General features: G+C 65.1%; 13 protein-coding genes. 5 read left to right on the top strand and 8 right to left on the bottom strand.

Going from position 1 to position 16,414, the window contains the following annotated elements:
* Positions 1 to 465: 465 nt before the first annotated feature.
* Positions 466 to 717: a ferredoxin gene (locus NGM07_RS11955; RefSeq protein WP_253511697.1), complete on the top strand. Its 252-nt coding sequence runs from the start codon at positions 466 to 468 to the stop codon at positions 715 to 717.
* A gap of 505 nt (positions 718 to 1,222) precedes the next feature.
* Here the strand turns inward: NGM07_RS11955 and NGM07_RS11960 are convergent.
* The 6 genes from NGM07_RS11960 to NGM07_RS11980 form a co-directional block, all read right to left on the bottom strand.
* A complete protein-coding gene (locus tag NGM07_RS11960) occupies positions 1,223 to 2,005 on the bottom strand; it encodes a DUF7089 family protein (protein ID WP_253511700.1) in 783 nt (260 codons plus the stop codon).
* Positions 2,005 to 2,097 carry a hypothetical protein gene (locus tag NGM07_RS25535; RefSeq protein WP_438267711.1) on the bottom strand — a complete coding sequence of 31 codons (93 nt, stop codon included), beginning with the start codon at positions 2,095 to 2,097 and terminating at the stop codon, positions 2,005 to 2,007. Before NGM07_RS25535 ends, NGM07_RS11960 begins: the two co-directional genes overlap by 1 nt.
* Before the next feature lie 48 nt (positions 2,098 to 2,145).
* Positions 2,146 to 3,618 carry an MATE family efflux transporter gene (locus tag NGM07_RS11965; protein ID WP_253511703.1) on the bottom strand — a complete coding sequence of 491 codons (1,473 nt, stop codon included), beginning with the start codon at positions 3,616 to 3,618 and terminating at the stop codon, positions 2,146 to 2,148.
* Between the two features lie 532 nt (positions 3,619 to 4,150).
* On the bottom strand, positions 4,151 to 4,921 hold the full coding sequence (locus tag NGM07_RS11970) for an OapC/ArvC family zinc-ribbon domain-containing protein (protein WP_253511706.1): 771 nt from the start codon (positions 4,919 to 4,921) through the stop codon (positions 4,151 to 4,153).
* Positions 4,921 to 5,310, bottom strand: coding sequence for a DUF2073 domain-containing protein (locus NGM07_RS11975; RefSeq protein WP_253511709.1), 390 nt, complete (start codon positions 5,308 to 5,310; stop codon positions 4,921 to 4,923). The genes NGM07_RS11970 and NGM07_RS11975 overlap by 1 nt, the downstream gene beginning before the upstream one ends.
* Positions 5,311 to 5,314: 4 nt before the next feature.
* Positions 5,315 to 5,956, bottom strand: coding sequence for an Era-like GTP-binding protein (locus tag NGM07_RS11980; RefSeq protein WP_253511712.1), 642 nt, complete (start codon positions 5,954 to 5,956; stop codon positions 5,315 to 5,317).
* A 2,099-nt stretch (positions 5,957 to 8,055) separates the two neighbouring features.
* Here NGM07_RS11980 and NGM07_RS11985 point away from each other — a divergent pair.
* Entirely contained in the window at positions 8,056 to 9,543 is a 1,488-nt protein-coding gene (locus tag NGM07_RS11985) for a Cdc6/Cdc18 family protein (RefSeq protein WP_253511715.1), read from the top strand.
* Positions 9,544 to 9,714: 171 nt separating this feature from the next.
* Here NGM07_RS11985 and NGM07_RS11990 read toward each other — a convergent pair whose 3' ends face one another.
* Positions 9,715 to 10,530: a S26 family signal peptidase gene (locus NGM07_RS11990; protein WP_253511718.1), complete on the bottom strand. Its 816-nt coding sequence runs from the start codon at positions 10,528 to 10,530 to the stop codon at positions 9,715 to 9,717.
* 238 nt (positions 10,531 to 10,768) lie between these two features.
* Between NGM07_RS11990 and NGM07_RS11995 the strand changes: the two genes are divergently transcribed.
* A complete protein-coding gene (locus NGM07_RS11995; protein ID WP_253511722.1) occupies positions 10,769 to 12,493 on the top strand; it encodes a DNA-directed DNA polymerase II small subunit in 1,725 nt (574 codons plus the stop codon).
* Between the two features lie 134 nt (positions 12,494 to 12,627).
* Here NGM07_RS11995 and NGM07_RS12000 read toward each other — a convergent pair whose 3' ends face one another.
* Entirely contained in the window at positions 12,628 to 13,044 is a 417-nt protein-coding gene (locus NGM07_RS12000) for a hypothetical protein (RefSeq protein ID WP_253511725.1), read from the bottom strand.
* A gap of 148 nt (positions 13,045 to 13,192) precedes the next feature.
* On the opposite strand from NGM07_RS12000, the gene NGM07_RS12005 reads away from it, so the two are divergent.
* A complete protein-coding gene (locus NGM07_RS12005; protein WP_253511727.1) occupies positions 13,193 to 14,461 on the top strand; it encodes an ATPase domain-containing protein in 1,269 nt (422 codons plus the stop codon).
* Positions 14,462 to 14,608: 147 nt separating this feature from the next.
* A complete protein-coding gene (locus NGM07_RS12010; protein WP_253511730.1) occupies positions 14,609 to 15,787 on the top strand; it encodes an aspartate kinase in 1,179 nt (392 codons plus the stop codon).
* The last annotated feature ends 627 nt before the right edge of the window (positions 15,788 to 16,414 follow it).

Consider the following 16,414-nt stretch of genomic DNA (forward strand, 5'->3'; position numbering starts at 1 on the left):
TACTCATTACACCGCCTTTGGCGCGTCTTCTGGTTTAAACTGTCGGGTCCGGGGTGAAGGTGAAGACGGAGTGGAGAGTGGCGAACGCTTCCCGAATCTTCGATTCGGCGTGCGCTGGCGCGGCCGAGGCGGTTTCGGCCGCGCCAATGCGCGCGAGGGATGAGCGAGTGAGCGGAGTCTTCGTGAGCGGAGCGAACGAAGGGTCGTCGGACCGAAGGTCCGACGGTGCGAACGAGTGAATCGGCTGGGGAGGCGTGTGGTTTGCGGTGGCGGTTGCGGTGCGGTACTCAGTTGTATCGTGCAAGTGGCGGTTGCTGTCGCGGTTGTGCTGGCTGTCGCGGTTGCGGTCGTTGTCGCAATTTCATTCCCGTACTTTCCGAACATCGGACAACCACCGACGAACTCCACGAACATCCGATGGACGACTCCGGCAGGAATTAGACCCCGCCCGCCCAACCCCGAGCCATGCGAATCGAGTTCGACCGCGACGTCTGCACCGGGATGTTCCAGTGCACCGCCGAGTGGGACGCCTTCGAGGAGAACCGCGACGAGGGCAAGGCCGACCTCCGGGACTCGGAGGAGAAGGACGACGAGTCGGACGTGTTCGTCCGCGAGATACCCGAGGACGCCGAATTCGACGCGAAGATGGCCGCCCGCGTCTGTCCGGTGGACGCGATTCGGGTGTACGACGACGACGGCTCTCAGCTGATTCCCTGAAACCGTCGCTACATCGCTCGTGGCGCGGCCAATCTCCAGTCGAAACGAAGGGGTTCGGGACGAGTTTCGAAGGTGATCGCCGAATTGAGCGTTCGGAAGTGAGCGTCGGAAGGGAGAAAACGTTCGGAACGCAGGTCCATCGCAACGGGAGGCGTTCAGGACGTTGCTGTCTTCGGAATTGGGGTTCGAAACGAGGACACCACCAGAACGTGAGCGCCGGCGTGCGGAGGCGCCGCTCTCGAAAAATCTGCGACGAAACGAAGAAAGTCGCCGACAGCGCGACGGCCGATTCGGGACTCACTCGGTCGTTCGATCCTCGGCGGCGGAGTCGTCGTCCTCCGCCACGTCGGGGTAGAGCTGTTCCTCCCATCCGTGCGCTTGACCGCGCACGTCCCAGTGGTCACTCATTTGAGGCACCTACTATCAAATTAACTCCGAGTGACTAAACCGTTATGCTGGACACGGAAAGGCATGTGCGAGGTGCTAACAAGGCCGAACCGGATGGTCAGTCGAACGTCTTCTCGGCCCACTTGACGGCGTATGCCGCGCCGTGGTCGCGGTACGCTTCGGTGTCGAGCGCCGCGAACGGCGCGGGTACGTCGAGGCCGTGCTTGACTGCGCTGCAGGCGAACTCTGCGGCGTCGGCGAAGTCGGTTTCGTCGCGGGCCATCGAGGCGGGGAGCCTCGACAGTCTGGGTTCGATACGCTCGCCGGCGTCGACCCAGGCCTCGTGGAGTCGCGGGCGAGGTTCGCTCCCGTCCTCGTCCCACTCCGCGAACGTCTCGCGCGTGTGGAGGCCGAGGTAGGCGTCGTAGAGCGCCGCGGCTATCTGGTAGACGCTCCCCGAGTCGAAGGGGAGCGCCGCGTCGAGTTCGCGGTACCGTTCGCCGAAGAACCCGAGGAAGTGTTCGGGGTGTCCGGTCCCGACCCCGACGAGCGCCTCGGCGACGAGGAAGTCGACGAACGTCCCGGGCGACCCTTGGACTCGCGCCTTCACGAGGACGACCGGCGGGGCGGTCTGGCGGGTCCAGGCGACGCTCCCGTCGCCCGGCATCCCGACGGTGAAGTCCGACGAGGCGAACCGCCGGAGGAGCGCGGGCACATCCTCGGGAAGCCACTCCTCGGGGTACGACAGCGGGTCGAGGGCGTCCACGAGCAGGCCGAGGTCCTCGGCCTGCGCGGGCGCGAGCGTCTCGAAGTCCGACCCGCAGTCGAGGACGACGGCGTCCGGGGCGTGGGCCTCGCGGACCCCCGCCACGTCCTCGGGGAGCGAGCGTTCCTCGAACATCAGGCCGCCAGATAGATGTTCAGGAGCAGTGCGACCGCAAGCACGGCCGTGAGGCCGACCGTTCCGACCACGATCTTCGTTGGCGTACTCATGGTCGGTGATTCGAGCGCGAGCGTTTAAAATACCTAGTTTCGCTTCCGTCAGTCCGCCCCGGCACCGACCCCCGACTCGCGAGCGATTCGCTTCCACTCCCCGGACCAGAACCTGACGACGTTGACGACCGCCCGGAGGTACATGTCGCCCAGGATGGCGACGTACACCGCGAGGAGGCCCCAGCCGAGTCCCGGCGCGAACCGCCAACTGGCGAGTTCGAACAGCGCGACACCGGGTGCGACCGCGAGGAGCGCGACCGGGAGCTTGAACAGGTACGTCCCGGCGAACGCGCCGTAGAAGGGCCAACTCGTGTCGCCCGCGCCGCGGAGTCCGCCGCGCATGGTCCGGGAGACGCTGAACGCCGCGACGCCGAGGCCGAAGACCCGGACGAACTCGACCGTGAGGTCGACGTGCTCGGTGCCGAACGCGACGGCGACGGGTCGGGCGGCTGCGAACAGCACCGCGCCGATGAGCAGTTGCGTGACGAGCGCGATGCGGAGGGTCTGCCAGCCGTAGTCGGTCGCCTCCTCGTCGTCGCCCGCGCCGATGGACTGGCCGACGAGCGTCGAGGAAGCCGTCGAGTAGCCCCAGGCCGGCATCAGCGCGAGCAGCATCACCCGGCGACCGATGGCGTAGGCCGCGACGACGGGCGTTCCGAGCGTGGTCAGCACGAGCAGGAAGGGGAAACGTCCGAGCGTGCGCGAGAGCCGCGTGCCCGCCAGCGGGAGGCCGACTCGGACGATTTCGCGCGCGATATCGGCGTCCCACTGCTCGCCTCCGAGCGGAAAGCGAACCGAGTAGCGTCCAGACACCAGCGCGGCCGTGAACAGCGCGGCCGCGAGCGTGTTGGCGAGGGCGGTTCCCCACGCCGCGCCCGCGACTCCGAGCGACGGGAACGGCCCCCAGCCGAAGATGAGGACGGCGTTGAGTACGATGTTGGTCGGGAGCGTGAGCAAGCGGACGTACATCGGCGTCCGGGTGTCGCCGACGCCGGCGAGCGCGCGGGCGGCGATCATGCTCCAGAAGCGAAACGCCACCGAGAGCATGATGATGCGGAGGTAGGTCGCGCCAAGTTCGACGACCGTGGGGTCGTCGGTCAGCACGGTGAGCATCGGTTCGGCCCAGACCCACGTCGCGGCGGTGATGGGGAGCGCCATGGCGAGCGCGAGCCACAGCGACTGCTTGATGGCGAAGTTGGCCTTCGCGTGCTGGCCCGCGCCCTCGAAGCGCGAGACGACGCTGATGGTGCCGCTGGTCAGCGCCAGCGAGAGGCCGAACGGGATGAAGAAGTACTGGAAGCCGAGTTCGAGCGCCGCGACCGCCTGGGCGCCGAGCGCCCGGCCGACCATGAAGAAGTCCGCGACCCGCAGTAGGGTGCGCATCCCACCGGTGACCATCACGGGCACCGCGAGGTCGAACGCCTCCTCGCCCTTCTCGCGGTCGAGCAGGCCGAGCGCCGCGAGCGCGGCGGGAAAGAGGAACGCGACCCGCCGTGCCCGGCGTTTGGCACCCTCGAACATCGATTACGGTAATTTCGAAGGCGGTTGTAAACAGTGTTGGCATCGCCGACGCGATTGGTGGTATCGAAGGCGGTGTGGCGCTGGCCGGCGTCGAACGGGGTCACGGAGCGGGGCGGTCGTCCGTCACACCACGGGATGGTCCCGGCTTCGGATTTAAAGCTCGGGGGACGATTTCGGGTCGAACGCAAAGTTCGATTTTCCACCCCGGCGCGCGCTGGCGCGACCTCGTGTCGCGCCATCATCGTGCAAGGGATGAGGACCACAGATTGCGAACGCAGTGAGCAATCGAGGACCGCAGTCGGCTGGGGAAGCGCGTGGCGGTTGCGGTTTCAGGGCGCGAAGCGCCCGCACCAGAGTTAGAGGCGGTAAACGCACCAGTAGTGGAAGATGCGCTGAGGCCGAGTCGCTACGGCGACTCGGCCTCAGCGCGTGCCCTTTTTTGGTCCAGATTTTTTCGAGGAGTGGTGGCTGCCGGGTCTGTGGCCCGGCAGCCACCCGACGAAGAAAAAAGGTGGGAACGAAAGCTGGGTGCTTAACGGTCGCCGACGCGCTCCCAGGCGTCGGGAACCTCGATGACGTACTTGCCGTCTTCCCGCAGCGAGATGATGTACTCCTCGCGTTCGTACAGTTCCATCAGATTGAGTTCGTACTGGCCGGGGTTGACGATGCGGATGCTCTCGAACTGGCTGTTGAGTTCCTCGCGGAGTTCCTCCAGTCCGGGGTTGTGGTCGTCGGGCGCACTCACGACGTTACCCTCCGTTTCGGGTGCGTCGCCCTCGGCGACCCCGCGTCGCTCGCCTGGGTCCGGGAGTTCGTCCCTGGTGACCACGTCCCGGCGCGCACTTGCCTGCGCGGTGTTCTCCGCGTCGTCGAGGTCGGCACCGCCGACCGCGCCGCGGTTCGAATTCGCGGGGGCGTCCCGCGACGCGGCGGCGTTTCGACTCGAAGCGGAGGGGTCGTCGTCGCCGCGCTGGCTCACCCACTCGCGGACGGTGGCCGCCGCGCGGTTGACCGCGTTCGACGTCCCGCCGGTGTCGGCGCTCGACCCGGCGTCCCGTCGGCCCGCGTCGCCCCTCGTTTCGGGTGCGTCGCGTGCTCGCCCGGTCGCGTCGGGCGAGCGCTCCGGCGCTTTCTTCGGTTCGGTTCCGCCCGCCCTGGCACCCCCGGCTCCCGCTCCTCCGTCGTCTACGGCTCCCGCCGGCAGGAACTGGAACTTGTTCCCGCCGCAGTCCGGACAGCCCGAGAGCATCTGCTTCGAGCCGTCGGCGAACGTCCGCCCGCAGGTGGTGCACTGGTGGGGCATTATTTGCGGGACACGAGCGCGCTGATGAGGTTCTCGTCTTTGTGGAGCGTCTCTATCTGGTTGGCCGGACCGATGACCGTGAGCTTCTGGGTCGACTCCTTGCCCATCAAGCGGTCGAGGAAGCTCTGGTCGGCCGTCTCCGAGCGCGGGTACGTCTCTATCTCGATGCCGTTGAACTCGTCGGGGGAGATCTCGGTCATCGTCACCTCGATGAGTTTGCTCTCCTCGTCGGGCGAGAGGCCCGTCTCGAGGATGACGATGTTGCCCTCGCGGACGCCGTCGAGTATCATCCGTATCTTCTCCATGCTGGCCATGCCGGCCATCCGGTCGGCGCCGATGAGGTCGATCTGCACCCCGTTGTTCGCGTCGTCGTTGGTAACTTCAGGCATGATATCACCCGAAGTAGTCCGCGACTTTGTCGTACACTTCGTCCATGTTGTCGCCTTCGAGCGCCGAGAGCGGAATCGTCTCGTGTTGCGGGAACGCGTTGCGAATGCGCTGGACGCTCGAATCCTCGAGGTCGGTCTTGTTGGCGAGAATGAGGACCGGGAGGTCTTGACTCTCGATGATGCCGATGAGCATCGTGTTGACCTGCGTGAACGGGTCGGTGGTGCTGTCGAGCACGTATATGACGCCGTCGACGTCCTCGCGGAGCCAGTGCATCGCCTCCGCGACGCCCTCGGTGGCCTCGCGGGAACGACGGACGGCGTCGTCCTTCTGCATGTCGTGGTCGAGGAACTCCTCGTAGTCCACTTTGGTGGTGACGCCCGGGGTGTCGACGATGTCGATGGTCACCGTCCGACCGTTCCGTTCGATTTCTACGTTCTCCTTTCGCCGAGCGCGTCGGGTTTCGTGTGGAATATGGCTCTCCGGACCGATAGCGTCGCCCGTCCAGTCGCGTGCGATGCGATTGGCGAGCGTCGTCTTACCGGCGTTCGGAGGGCCGTATATACCGATGCGCTTGGGCTCTTGCGCGGAGAAGAGCTTTTCCGTGACACGTGAGATGCTGTCTTTGAGTCCAGTGAACAGTCCCATCCTTACCTCCCAGACCCCGTTAGCGGCGTTAGAAACCGTAGAGGGGGCTGTTGCGCGAACAACTTTATCCCACCTACTTAAATCTACGTCAGACGACGTTCGCGAAAAATGACGTGTCCGAACGGATGTAAATAGCAGGCGTAAGAGGAGGACGTCGATTTCCATCGGTGGCCGTGACGGCCGCGGCGCGGGTGGTTCGTTTCGAAAGGGGTCGCGGCCGCTTCGTTTCGGGTCCGTCGTCTCCGTATCGGTATTCCCTCATCTTCCCTTACGCCACCTCTCTTCTCACGTCATACCTCTCGTTTCGGTACGACCCAATCCCCTCCGTTTCGGGTTGAGCGGGACGTTCGAGTCCATAACGACTCTAGTCGGGAGAGACGAACGACTCAGCACCGTAAGCGCTCGAAGCGGTGGATTTCCAGTCGAAACAGAGGGGGTGTTCTTCCACAGATACGTCGTTCCGGACCTCTCGCGGGGAACTCGAAACGGTGTCGACTCGGATGATTTCTCGGCGGTCGTTGATCGTCGCGATGACAACTCGATTGGACCATGGTATGAATTACCTCTCGACGATTGCTCGAGTGACAGGGGGAAGGGGTGGCCGTTCCCCACCCCCACCCCTTTGTTTCGTGTGGAGAGGGCGGAAGACGGGGTGGGGTGGGCGTAGTTGCGACTGCTGTCGAGAAGCGATCAGATACTACAACATAACCAAGCCAAAAAATAAACCCTTATTCTTGGTCTACGGGTATGGTTGTATTCCTATTGGTATAAAGGTTCGTGTTGTAGAGTCGGGTCTGCCCACCCCTCCCCTCCGTGCCGTTCCACCCGAAACGAAGGGGTGGGGGTGGGGCAACGTCACGACACCCTTCGTCGATGGATCGTCAGCCGCCACCGACTCACCAAAACCCCACTTCGAACGAGTCCAACCGCGTCCGAGACGAATTCGAGTTCCCTGTTTCGTCTTCAGAACGTCCTCCGGTTACCTTCTATCGAGAAGTTCGTTGCTCCGAACTACCTAACCCGGCGAAGCGACGGTAGAGCAAACATAAAATCGATACCTGCTCGACGGAGAACGGACGAAGAAGTAACGCACGAGAAACGAAGGGGGAACGACGCCTCACTGCATGAGAAGAAAAATTAGCCGAGTGGGAAAGTCTAGCGACGAACTCGACGTCGGTGGCCTCGAAGAACGGCCCCGAGAACTGCGGGCCGTCCGACCCCACGTATCCATGACTCGCTCGACTCGAAACGAGGGGGATGGGGGTCCCCACTCGATTGGCCGACACCGTGTGACTCGTACGTCTCTCGACCGAGTCGGGGAAGAAGGAGTTCAAACCGGAGAAGTTCGGGGTCGGTTCCTCTTTCGACTCGAACCGACACCCTTGGGGTTCGGAACCTTTGCAGGCGCGAAACTCGTCCGCTGCTGTGACTTCATCGGACGGTAATCGAAACGCGTCCGCGAGCGACCGCGGGCGACCTCGGTCGGCGTCGATCACCGGCGGAATCCATCGCGTTTCGCCGAAACGGTTCGTCGCTCCTCATCGACTTCGGACGTCCGATTTTCACATCATCTTCGTCCCAAGAACGACGCAGTCGAGGTTCGCACGCGTAGTAACACTAGTGATCCGATGACTTCGTGGCGCAGTGACTTCGCGACGTTCGTATCCGTAACTCTGCGCTGTCAGTCTGCACTCGCCTCCCTGTGTTCGGACGTGACTCGTCGACCTTCCGTCTTGCCTGCCATCTTCGTCTCAGTCGGGGGGAGTTTCGATCGGTCGAGTCGGCTTTCGGTTCGGAGTAAATAGCCCGAAATCGAGCGATTCATCGCGACCGTTCGACCGAGCGACGGAAATTTTCCGCGACTATCAATTCCGAACTTTGTGCCTACGGCGTCTCTCCTGCTTCCGGAGTTCTATTCCGACGGATTCGCTTAGAAGAAGAAAGAGTTTAATACCCTTCCCGACCTTTGGTTCTCTTGCATCAACTGGACGCGCTCGCGCATTCTCCCCCGTATATTCCCGGCGCTCTCGGTCGGTTTCGTCGGAATTCTGCTGCGCGCCGCGCGTCTCCACATGAAACAAAGGGGTCGAAACGAACGCATGACCGACGAAGATACCGAACCGACGGACGACGCCGTCGACGTCGACGCAGACCGAAGTTTCGACAACGTCGGCCTGGACGACGTCGTGCTTGACGACGACGGTGAGCAGGGTCTGTTCGACGACCTACTCAGCGGCGAACCGATTTTCGAGAACAAGGAGGTGCTGCGGCCGTCGTACACGCCGCACGAACTCCCCCACCGGAAGGACCAGATCAACAACATGGCGACCATCCTGGTCGCCGCGCTCCGGGGCGAGACGCCGTCGAACATCCTCATCTACGGCAAGACGGGGACCGGCAAGACCGCGAGCGCGAAGTTCGTCAGCAAGGAACTCGAGAGCACGTCGCAGAAGTACGACGTGCCCTGCAACGTCGAGTACATCAACTGCGAGGTCACCGACACGCAGTATCGGGTGCTCGCCCAACTGGCGAACAAGTTCATCGAGAACAACCGCGAGTACCTCGCCGACCGTATCGCCGAACTCGAAGACCTCCGCGAGGCGGTCGACGACGGCGCGGCGACGCTCGACGACACCGAGTTCGACTCGCTGGAGGCCGTCGACGCTCGCATCGGCGAACTCGAGGCCGACCGCGACGAGATGGAGTCGGTGCCGATGACCGGGTGGCCGACCGACCGCGTCTACAGCACCTTCTTCGAGGCGGTCGACTACGAGGAGCGCGTGGTCGTCATCATGCTCGACGAGATCGACAAACTGGTCGAGAAGTCGGGCGACGACACGCTGTACAACCTCTCGCGGATGAACTCCGAACTCGACAACTCCCGGGTTTCGATCATCGGCATCTCCAACGACCTGAAGTTCACCGACTTCCTCGACCCCCGGGTCAAGTCGTCGCTCGGCGAGGAGGAGATCGTCTTCCCGCCCTACGACGCCAACCAGCTCCGGGACATCCTTCAGCACCGCGCCGACGTGGCGTTCAAGGCCGACGCGCTCAGCGACGACGTGATTCCGCTGTGTGCGGCGTTCGCGGCCCAGGAACACGGCGACGCCCGGCGCGCACTAGACCTGCTTCGGACCGCGGGCGAACTCGCCGAGCGCGACCAGGCCGACGGCGTCAACGAGAAGCACGTCCGGAAGGCCCAGGAGAAGATCGAACTCGACCGCGTCGTCGAGGTCGTCCGCACCCTTCCCACCCAGTCGAAACTGGTCCTCTTCTCGATCATCTCGCTGGAGAAGAACGGCGTCCACAACATCAACACCGGCGAGGTGTACAACATCTACAAGCGTCTCTGCGAGGAGATCGACGCCGACGTGCTGACCCAGCGCCGGGTGACCGACCTCATCAGCGAACTCGACATGCTCGGCATCGTCAACGCCGTGGTCGTCAGCAAGGGCCGGTACGGCCGGACGAAGGAGATCAGCCTCTCGGTGCCCATCGACGAAACCGAGGCGGTGTTGATGTCCGACTCCCGGCTCGGCGACATCGAGAACATCCAGCCGTTCGTCCAGGCGCGCTTCGACAACTGAGCCGAATCGGGACCGAGCCGGGAATCCGAACTGGAAAACTGAGCCGAGACTTCTCGACGAGAAACGAAGGGCGAGTACCGACTGCGCCGGCGAGCGCGAGCGGTGCGAGGCGAGGACCGGAGGCTACGGGTTGTAGACCGTGCGTTGCAGGAAGGAAGTTAACAAGCCGAATTACGCCGGGGAGGCGCCGACCGTTGCGGGTGTGCCGACCGTCGCGGGAGTCCAAGTCGTTCCGGGGGAGATGTACGCCGCGCCGGAGAATTTCAGGCGGACCCACCCGAGGTACGGAATGCGGATTTCGGCCGTGCCGCGGACCCAGCTCGGTTTGACGGGCGCGCTGATGTCCATCGGTTCGACCTGGTCGTAGTGCTGGTTGTGGTCGCCCTTCGTGATGAACCCCGCGTTCGGGGCGGGGCAGTTCGCGAGTTCGTCACAGCTGTCGACGTTACTTCCGATGAACTCCTTGTTGGCCTCGTCGTACCAGTTCTCGCCCTGGTTGACCCAGAACCTGGCGCGGTGGATTATCGGCGTCTCGTACCCGTGACCGTCTGGTTCGTAGATTATCACGTCGCCGTAGCTGTTGAACTTCCGGTAGCCAGCGTCCTTCCCGGCCTGATAGGTCACCACTCCCGTCCCGTCGTGGGCGGCGGCGGGCGTGAGCCGATGTTCGTCCATGATGAACACGAGGTCGCCCTTCACCATGTTGGGCTCCATGCTCCCGCTCTCGATGGCGACCATCGGCGGCCAGACGCCGCTGACCGCGAACAGGATAGCGCCGATGGCGATGACGATGGCGGCGCTACTCAACATCTCGCGGACGAACACGACCGCCTCGTTGTCGCTGTCGCGGAACCGCCGGACGTACCCCAGTGGCCCCGACTCGTCTGCGCTCCGTTCTCTGCCGCCGCCGTCGAACCGCGTTCGACGGGGTTCCTCGTCGTCCGGACCGTCGCTGTCCGACGAGGGACCGTCTCCGGGAGAACTCATTCGGACCTACCTTACCGTTCCGCGGATGTCAATTTTCCGGGTGCGGGACGTGGGTGACGAACCTGTTCGTCGAGGCGTCTCGGCCGCGGCGTCGTCACGCCGACCGGAACGTTGGGATTCCGGCCACGTTAGGGTTCGATTGCGGAGTCGCGGCCGAATCGGACGTCGGCGTTCGACCCGAAACGCTCGGCGGCAACGGTCCGGCACGTTTTTGATTGGCGCCCGATTCTGAGGGAGTGTGCCGATGGAGACGCCCGGTCGTATCGTCAGCGAACTCACCAGTCGCGGCTACAACGCCGACCGCGAGGCGGTGACGCTCCTCGCGGGCGCCGACGACCCCGCGGGCGCGCTCGAAGCCGCGGTCGAGCGCGCGCCCGCGGACGCGTTCAAACTCTCGGCCGACCACGTCCGTTCGATTTTGGAGGAGATGGGCAGACGCCCCTCCCCGGTTTCGAATGGAGCCGATTCTCATTCGAACGCCGAGACGACGCGGGCCTCTCCAGTAGAAACGAAGGGGGTCGAAAACGGCGCCGGCGGCGTCGCATCGTCGAGCGGCCGAGCGGCCGAGGTCGGTTCGGCCGCGGCGACCGCCGCGGCGGTCGCCGCGGCCGATTCGCCCGGCGACGCCGCAGACCCGTCGGACCGCGCGCGGTCGGACGAGTCGGCGGGGGCCTCCGTGTCGGACGACGGCCGAAATGCGAGCGAGTCCGGCGATGCCGCCGCCTCCTCGCGGAACCCGAGGTTCGACCCGGAGACCGACATCGACGGCGATGTCACCGGCCAGAGCACGGGCACCGGCGAGTACGACGACTTCGTGCAGGTGTTCCGCGACCGGTTCAAGCGACTCTCGAAGCAGTTGCGCTCGCGGGTCAACGCCCGGCCCACTTCGGCGGTTCGGAAGATGCCCGGCGGCGGCGACACCGCCATCGTCGGCATGGTCAGCGACATCCGATCGACCGCCAACGGCCACTGGCTCATCGAACTCGAGGACACGAGCGGGACCTTCCCGTGTCTCGTCATGAAGGACCGCGAGTTCGCCGACGCGGTCGACGAACTGCTGTTCGACGAGGTCATCGCGGTCGAGGGGACGCTGTCGAACGACAACGACGACGGGGACGGCATCCTGTTCGTCGACTCGCTGTACTTCCCCGACGTGCCCCGGACCTACAAACCCTCGACCGCAGACCGCCACGTCCAGGCGGCGCTCATCAGCGACGTCCACGTCGGCAGTCAGGAGTTCATGGCCGACGCGTGGTCGCGGTTCGCGAACTGGCTCCACACCGAGGAGGCCGAGCGCGTCGAGTACCTGCTCATCGCCGGCGACATGGTCGAGGGCGTCGGCGTCTACCCGAACCAGGACGAGGAACTCGATATCATCGACATCTACGAGCAGTACGAGGCGTTCTCGGAGTACCTGAAAGAGGTGCCCGGCGACGTGGAGATAATCATGATCCCGGGCAACCACGACGCGGTTCGCCTCGCCGAACCCCAGCCCGGATTCGACGAGGAACTGCGGGACATTATGTCAGTCCACGACGCCCACATCTCGGCCAACCCCTCGACGGTCACCGTCGAGGGCGTCGACGTGTTGATGTACCACGGCGCCTCGCTCGACGAGGTCATCGCCGAACTCCCCGAAGAGAAGGCGAGCTACGACGAACCCCACAAGGCGATGTACCAATTGCTGAAGAAGCGCCACGTCGCCCCGCAGTTCGGCGGCAGAACCCGCGTCGCTCCCGAGGAGAAGGACTACCTCGTGATGGACGACGTGCCGGACGTGTTCCACACCGGCCACGTCCACAAACTCGGCTGGGGGAAGTACCACAACGTACTCGCGGTCAACTCCGGGTGCTGGCAGTCCCAGACTGACTTCCAGAAGTCGGTGAACATCGACCCCGACGCCGGGTTCGCGCCCATCCTCGACCTCGACACGCTCGACATGACGGTGCGGCAGTTCTCGTAACGGGCGCGTCGCGGATATGCGCGGAGCTTCTTCCGCCGTCGAAACGCGCGCAATCCCCGACGCGACGCGTCGGGGATTGCGCGTCTATTTCCAGTCGAAACGAAGGGGTTTCGACCGAGAGAATTCGACTCGCTTCAGACCCGAGGCGGGTCGAGGCGGTACTTCACGGTCTGGTCGTTCTCGAACCGTGGGCCGGTTCCGACGTCCTCGAACCCGGCGGTTTCGACCACCTCCCTGGTTTCGGCCTCGCTCTCGGGGACCAGCACCTCGACGGCCATCCCCTCCTTACGGGCGAACCGCGTCGGCTCTTCGAGCAGGCGATTCCGCGCGTCGGCCGACCCGCGGAGGTGGGTGACCAGTACGGATTCGGTGTCTGCGTCGAAGCCGACGAACCCGACGATGTCGGGGTCCTCGTCGTCCGCGTCGTCCGATTCAGCTTCGGCGACCCGGACGGTTCGGTCGTGAATCACGTTTCGCATCACCTCGGCCGGGGTGTCCGCGAGGTCGCCGAGTACCTCCTCGTCGTCTTCGACCGCGTCGCGTACGCGCATTGTTCACACTTCGAACGCGCCGAAGTTAAAACTCGCGGACGGCGGCGAGGCCGAATCGAGACACGAAACGCGAGACGGGGGACGGGGACCCGCCGGCGGCGTCGCTCCGACGCGTAGGTTCTTGGCCGTCCGGCCCATAACTGCGCCCATGGCTGACACGGGGAGCGACGGGGGAGACGCAGGTCCCAGCGGGGACGCTGGCGGCGGTAGCATCGTCGAGAGCGACAGGGACGCAGGCCGCGGTGACGACCGGGGCGACGGGGGCGCGCGCGACGACCTCTGTGACTTTTGTCGACTTCCGTGTTCGAAGGGGACGGTGACGGCCGAACACCAGTCGACCGTCTACGAGTTCTGTTCGGACACCTGCCGGGAGGCGATGGCCGAGAGCGACCGGGTGTTCACCGAGTACCACGGCTTCCGGCGCATCCGAACCGGCGTCGAGGGCCTCGACCGGTTCCTCCCGCAGGGGTTCCCCCGCAACTCCTTCGTGCTCCTGTCGAGCGACGAGGGGTCGCGGGACACCGCGCTACTGGCCGAACTCGTCTGGCGCGCGCTCGAACGCGACGAACCTGCGGCGTTCGTCACGTTCACCGAACCGCCCATCTCGGTGGTCGAGCAGTTCCTCTCGCTCGACTGGAACGTCCTGCCGTATCTGGAGGCCGACCAGTTACACATCCTCGACTGCTTCACCTACCGGGTGAGCAACCGCGAGCGGATGTTCGAGCGGATGAACGAGTGGAACCGCCACCTCCACCGCATCACCGCCGACGCGACCCGGACCATCCGAGACCCCAGCGACGTGAGCGAACTTCAGAACAAACTCGACAACTGCCTCGAAGCGCTGGGCATGAGCGACCGCGGCATCGTCGCCGTCGACTCGCTGACGGAGTTCGGTACGCTCGTCCAACCGGTCCAGGCCTACAACTTCGTCAAGGACGTCCGGGCCGACGTCTGCAAGGGCCGGTTCGTCCCCATCTTCGCTGGCGGGACCGTCGCGGGCGGGTCCGAGGCTCCGCCCCGCGAGATGTTCCCCCACGACCTCGGCTACGCCGTCGACGGCATCGTGGACCTCCAACTCAACGGCGACATCGTCGAGGACACGCTCATCAAGCGCGCCCGCATCCGGAAGATGAACGGCGTCCTGGCGATTCCCGAGTGGACGGCCTACGAGTTCACCGCCGGCGACGGACTGATCGCGTTCGACCCGCTGGAGGAGATAGAGCGGGCCTACGAACGCCGCGAGGACGACCGCGCCGAGTCGCCGAACGAGCGGTTGAGCGACTACGTCGACGCCGACGCGGCCGGTCCGCAGTCGAACGGGTACGAGAACTCCGGACGAGGAACCGGGGAGCCGAGTCCCGAAGCGACAGAGGCCGACAGCGGTGACGGGAGCCGCGACGCCGGCGGCAGGGAGTGAGGCGTCCGGTTCTCGCTCGGACGCGTCGGACGACTCACACTCGCTGGCAAGCTTCTCACACATGAAAGCAGTTATCTGCGCCCCAGAGTTACCCACTCACATGCTCAGTCGTCACGTACGGGGGTTCTCGGAATCGAAGGTGGTCGCATGCGCGTAGTCGCGAAGTTCGGCGGGACGAGTCTCGGCACCGGCGACCGAATCAATCGCGCGGCCGACTCGGTGGCCGACGCCGTCTCGCACGGCCACGAGATAGCCGTCGTCGCCAGCGCGATGGGGAGCACGACCGACGACCTCCTCGACGAGATTCAGTTCGACGCCGCGGAGGCCGACCGCGCCGAAATCGTCAGCATGGGCGAGCGCACCAGTGTCCGGATGCTGAAGGCCGCCCTCGCCGCCCGCGGGGTCGACGCGCTGTTCCTCGAACCCGGCGGCGACCGCTGGCCGGTGTTCACCGACGAGCGCGGCGAGGTCGACGCCGAGCGGACTCGCGAGGCCGCCGCCGAACTCGCCGCCGACCTCGACGGCGTGGTGCCGGTCATCACCGGGTTCCTCGCGGAGGGGCCGGACGGCGGGGTCACGACGCTCGGCCGCGGCGGGTCGGACACCACGGCCGTCATGCTCGGTAACTACATGGACGCCGACGAGGTGGTCATCGTGACCGACGTCGAGGGCGTCATGACCGGCGACCCCCACGTCGTCGAGGGCGCGCGGAACGTCGCCGAAATCTCGGTCGACGAACTCCGCAACCTCTCGTTCCGCGGCGCGGAGGTCGTCGCCCCGAGCGCGCTCTCCTACAAGGACGACCGCCTCGACGTGCGCGTCGTCCACTACCAGCACGGCGACTTGCTGGCGGGCGGCACCAGCGTCGTCGGCGAGTTCGAGAGCCTCATCGACATGCGCGAGGAGCCGCTTGCCTGCCTGACCGTCGCCGGTCGGGCCATCCGCAACCAGCCGGGCATCCTCTCGGAGCTGTCGACCGCGCTCGGCGAGAGCGACATCAACGTCGACGCCGTCGCCAGCGGGATGGACTCGGTGACCTTCTACGTCGACGCTGAGGAGGCCGAGCGCGCCGAGAACATCCTCCACCGCGAGGTCATCGACGTCGACGCACTCTCGAGCGTCACGGTCGACGACGACGTCGCGGTCATCCGGGTCACCGGGGGCGAACTCCCGAACCGCGCGGGGGTCATCCGCGGACTGGTCGACCCCATCTCGGACGCCCGCATCACCATCCACGACCTCATTACCAGCGCGACCAGCGTCGCGGTGTTCGTCGACTGGAACGAGCGCGAGCGCGCGCTGGAGATCATCCAGGACGAGTTCTAGCGCCCACCTTTTTTTCTTCGTCGGGTAGCCGTGAGCGCCTTCGGCGCTCCGGCTACCGCTCCTCGAAAAAAGCTGGACCAAAAAAGGACACGCGACTGTGCCGAGACGCGATGCGTCTCGGCACAGTCGCATCTTCGACTATTTGGTGCGATTTCTGCACTCGTACTGGTGCGGGCGCTTCGCGCCCTGCCGACCGCCACCGCACCGCGACAGCCACACGCCTCCCCAGCCGATTCCGTCGTGCCCTGTGGGCACTCAGTCATCCCTCGCGCGAAGAAGGTGCGGCCGAAACCGCCTCGGCCGCGCCAGCGCGCGCCATGACTCTCGGCTCACCAGCGTCCGAATTGCGACTCCTCCGCCACTGTGCGAACCGTTCCCGCAATCCTTTTCACCGATTACCGTCATCTATCGGGTATGCCATCCGAACCTCGGACCGGCGGTATCGCCGACCAGCCACGGCTTCGCGCGAGGTTCGGCTTCTTCTTCGCGGCCTGAGAGCGGCGGACTCCTCGGTACTCGAAACGGGCGCCGGGGACGAAACCGCTCTTCGCGCGGCGAGTCCACGCATTCGCCGCGCGAATCACGAAGCGTCCGGTCGGAGTATTCGGGACGAAACCCCCGAGACGT

Source organism: Halorussus vallis (assembly GCF_024138165.1).
Classification (GTDB): Archaea; Halobacteriota; Halobacteria; order Halobacteriales; family Haladaptataceae; genus Halorussus; species Halorussus vallis.

What these genes read in the sequence shown, in the direction of transcription:
- NGM07_RS11955 (WP_253511697.1), top strand. Translation starts at nt 466, where the DNA reads ATGCGAATCGAGTTCGACCGCGACGTCTGCACCGGGATGTTCCAGTGC.
- NGM07_RS11960 (WP_253511700.1), bottom strand. Translation starts at nt 2,005, where the DNA reads ATGTTCGAGGAACGCTCGCTCCCCGAGGACGTGGCGGGGGTCCGCGAG.
- NGM07_RS25535 (WP_438267711.1), bottom strand. Translation starts at nt 2,097, where the DNA reads ATGAGTACGCCAACGAAGATCGTGGTCGGAACGGTCGGCCTCACGGCC.
- NGM07_RS11965 (WP_253511703.1), bottom strand. Translation starts at nt 3,618, where the DNA reads ATGTTCGAGGGTGCCAAACGCCGGGCACGGCGGGTCGCGTTCCTCTTT.
- NGM07_RS11970 (WP_253511706.1), bottom strand. Translation starts at nt 4,921, where the DNA reads ATGCCCCACCAGTGCACCACCTGCGGGCGGACGTTCGCCGACGGCTCG.
- NGM07_RS11975 (WP_253511709.1), bottom strand. Translation starts at nt 5,310, where the DNA reads ATGCCTGAAGTTACCAACGACGACGCGAACAACGGGGTGCAGATCGAC.
- NGM07_RS11980 (WP_253511712.1), bottom strand. Translation starts at nt 5,956, where the DNA reads ATGGGACTGTTCACTGGACTCAAAGACAGCATCTCACGTGTCACGGAA.
- NGM07_RS11985 (WP_253511715.1), top strand. Translation starts at nt 8,056, where the DNA reads ATGACCGACGAAGATACCGAACCGACGGACGACGCCGTCGACGTCGAC.
- NGM07_RS11990 (WP_253511718.1), bottom strand. Translation starts at nt 10,530, where the DNA reads ATGAGTTCTCCCGGAGACGGTCCCTCGTCGGACAGCGACGGTCCGGAC.
- NGM07_RS12000 (WP_253511725.1), bottom strand. Translation starts at nt 13,044, where the DNA reads ATGCGCGTACGCGACGCGGTCGAAGACGACGAGGAGGTACTCGGCGAC.
- NGM07_RS12005 (WP_253511727.1), top strand. Translation starts at nt 13,193, where the DNA reads ATGGCTGACACGGGGAGCGACGGGGGAGACGCAGGTCCCAGCGGGGAC.
- NGM07_RS12010 (WP_253511730.1), top strand. Translation starts at nt 14,609, where the DNA reads ATGCGCGTAGTCGCGAAGTTCGGCGGGACGAGTCTCGGCACCGGCGAC.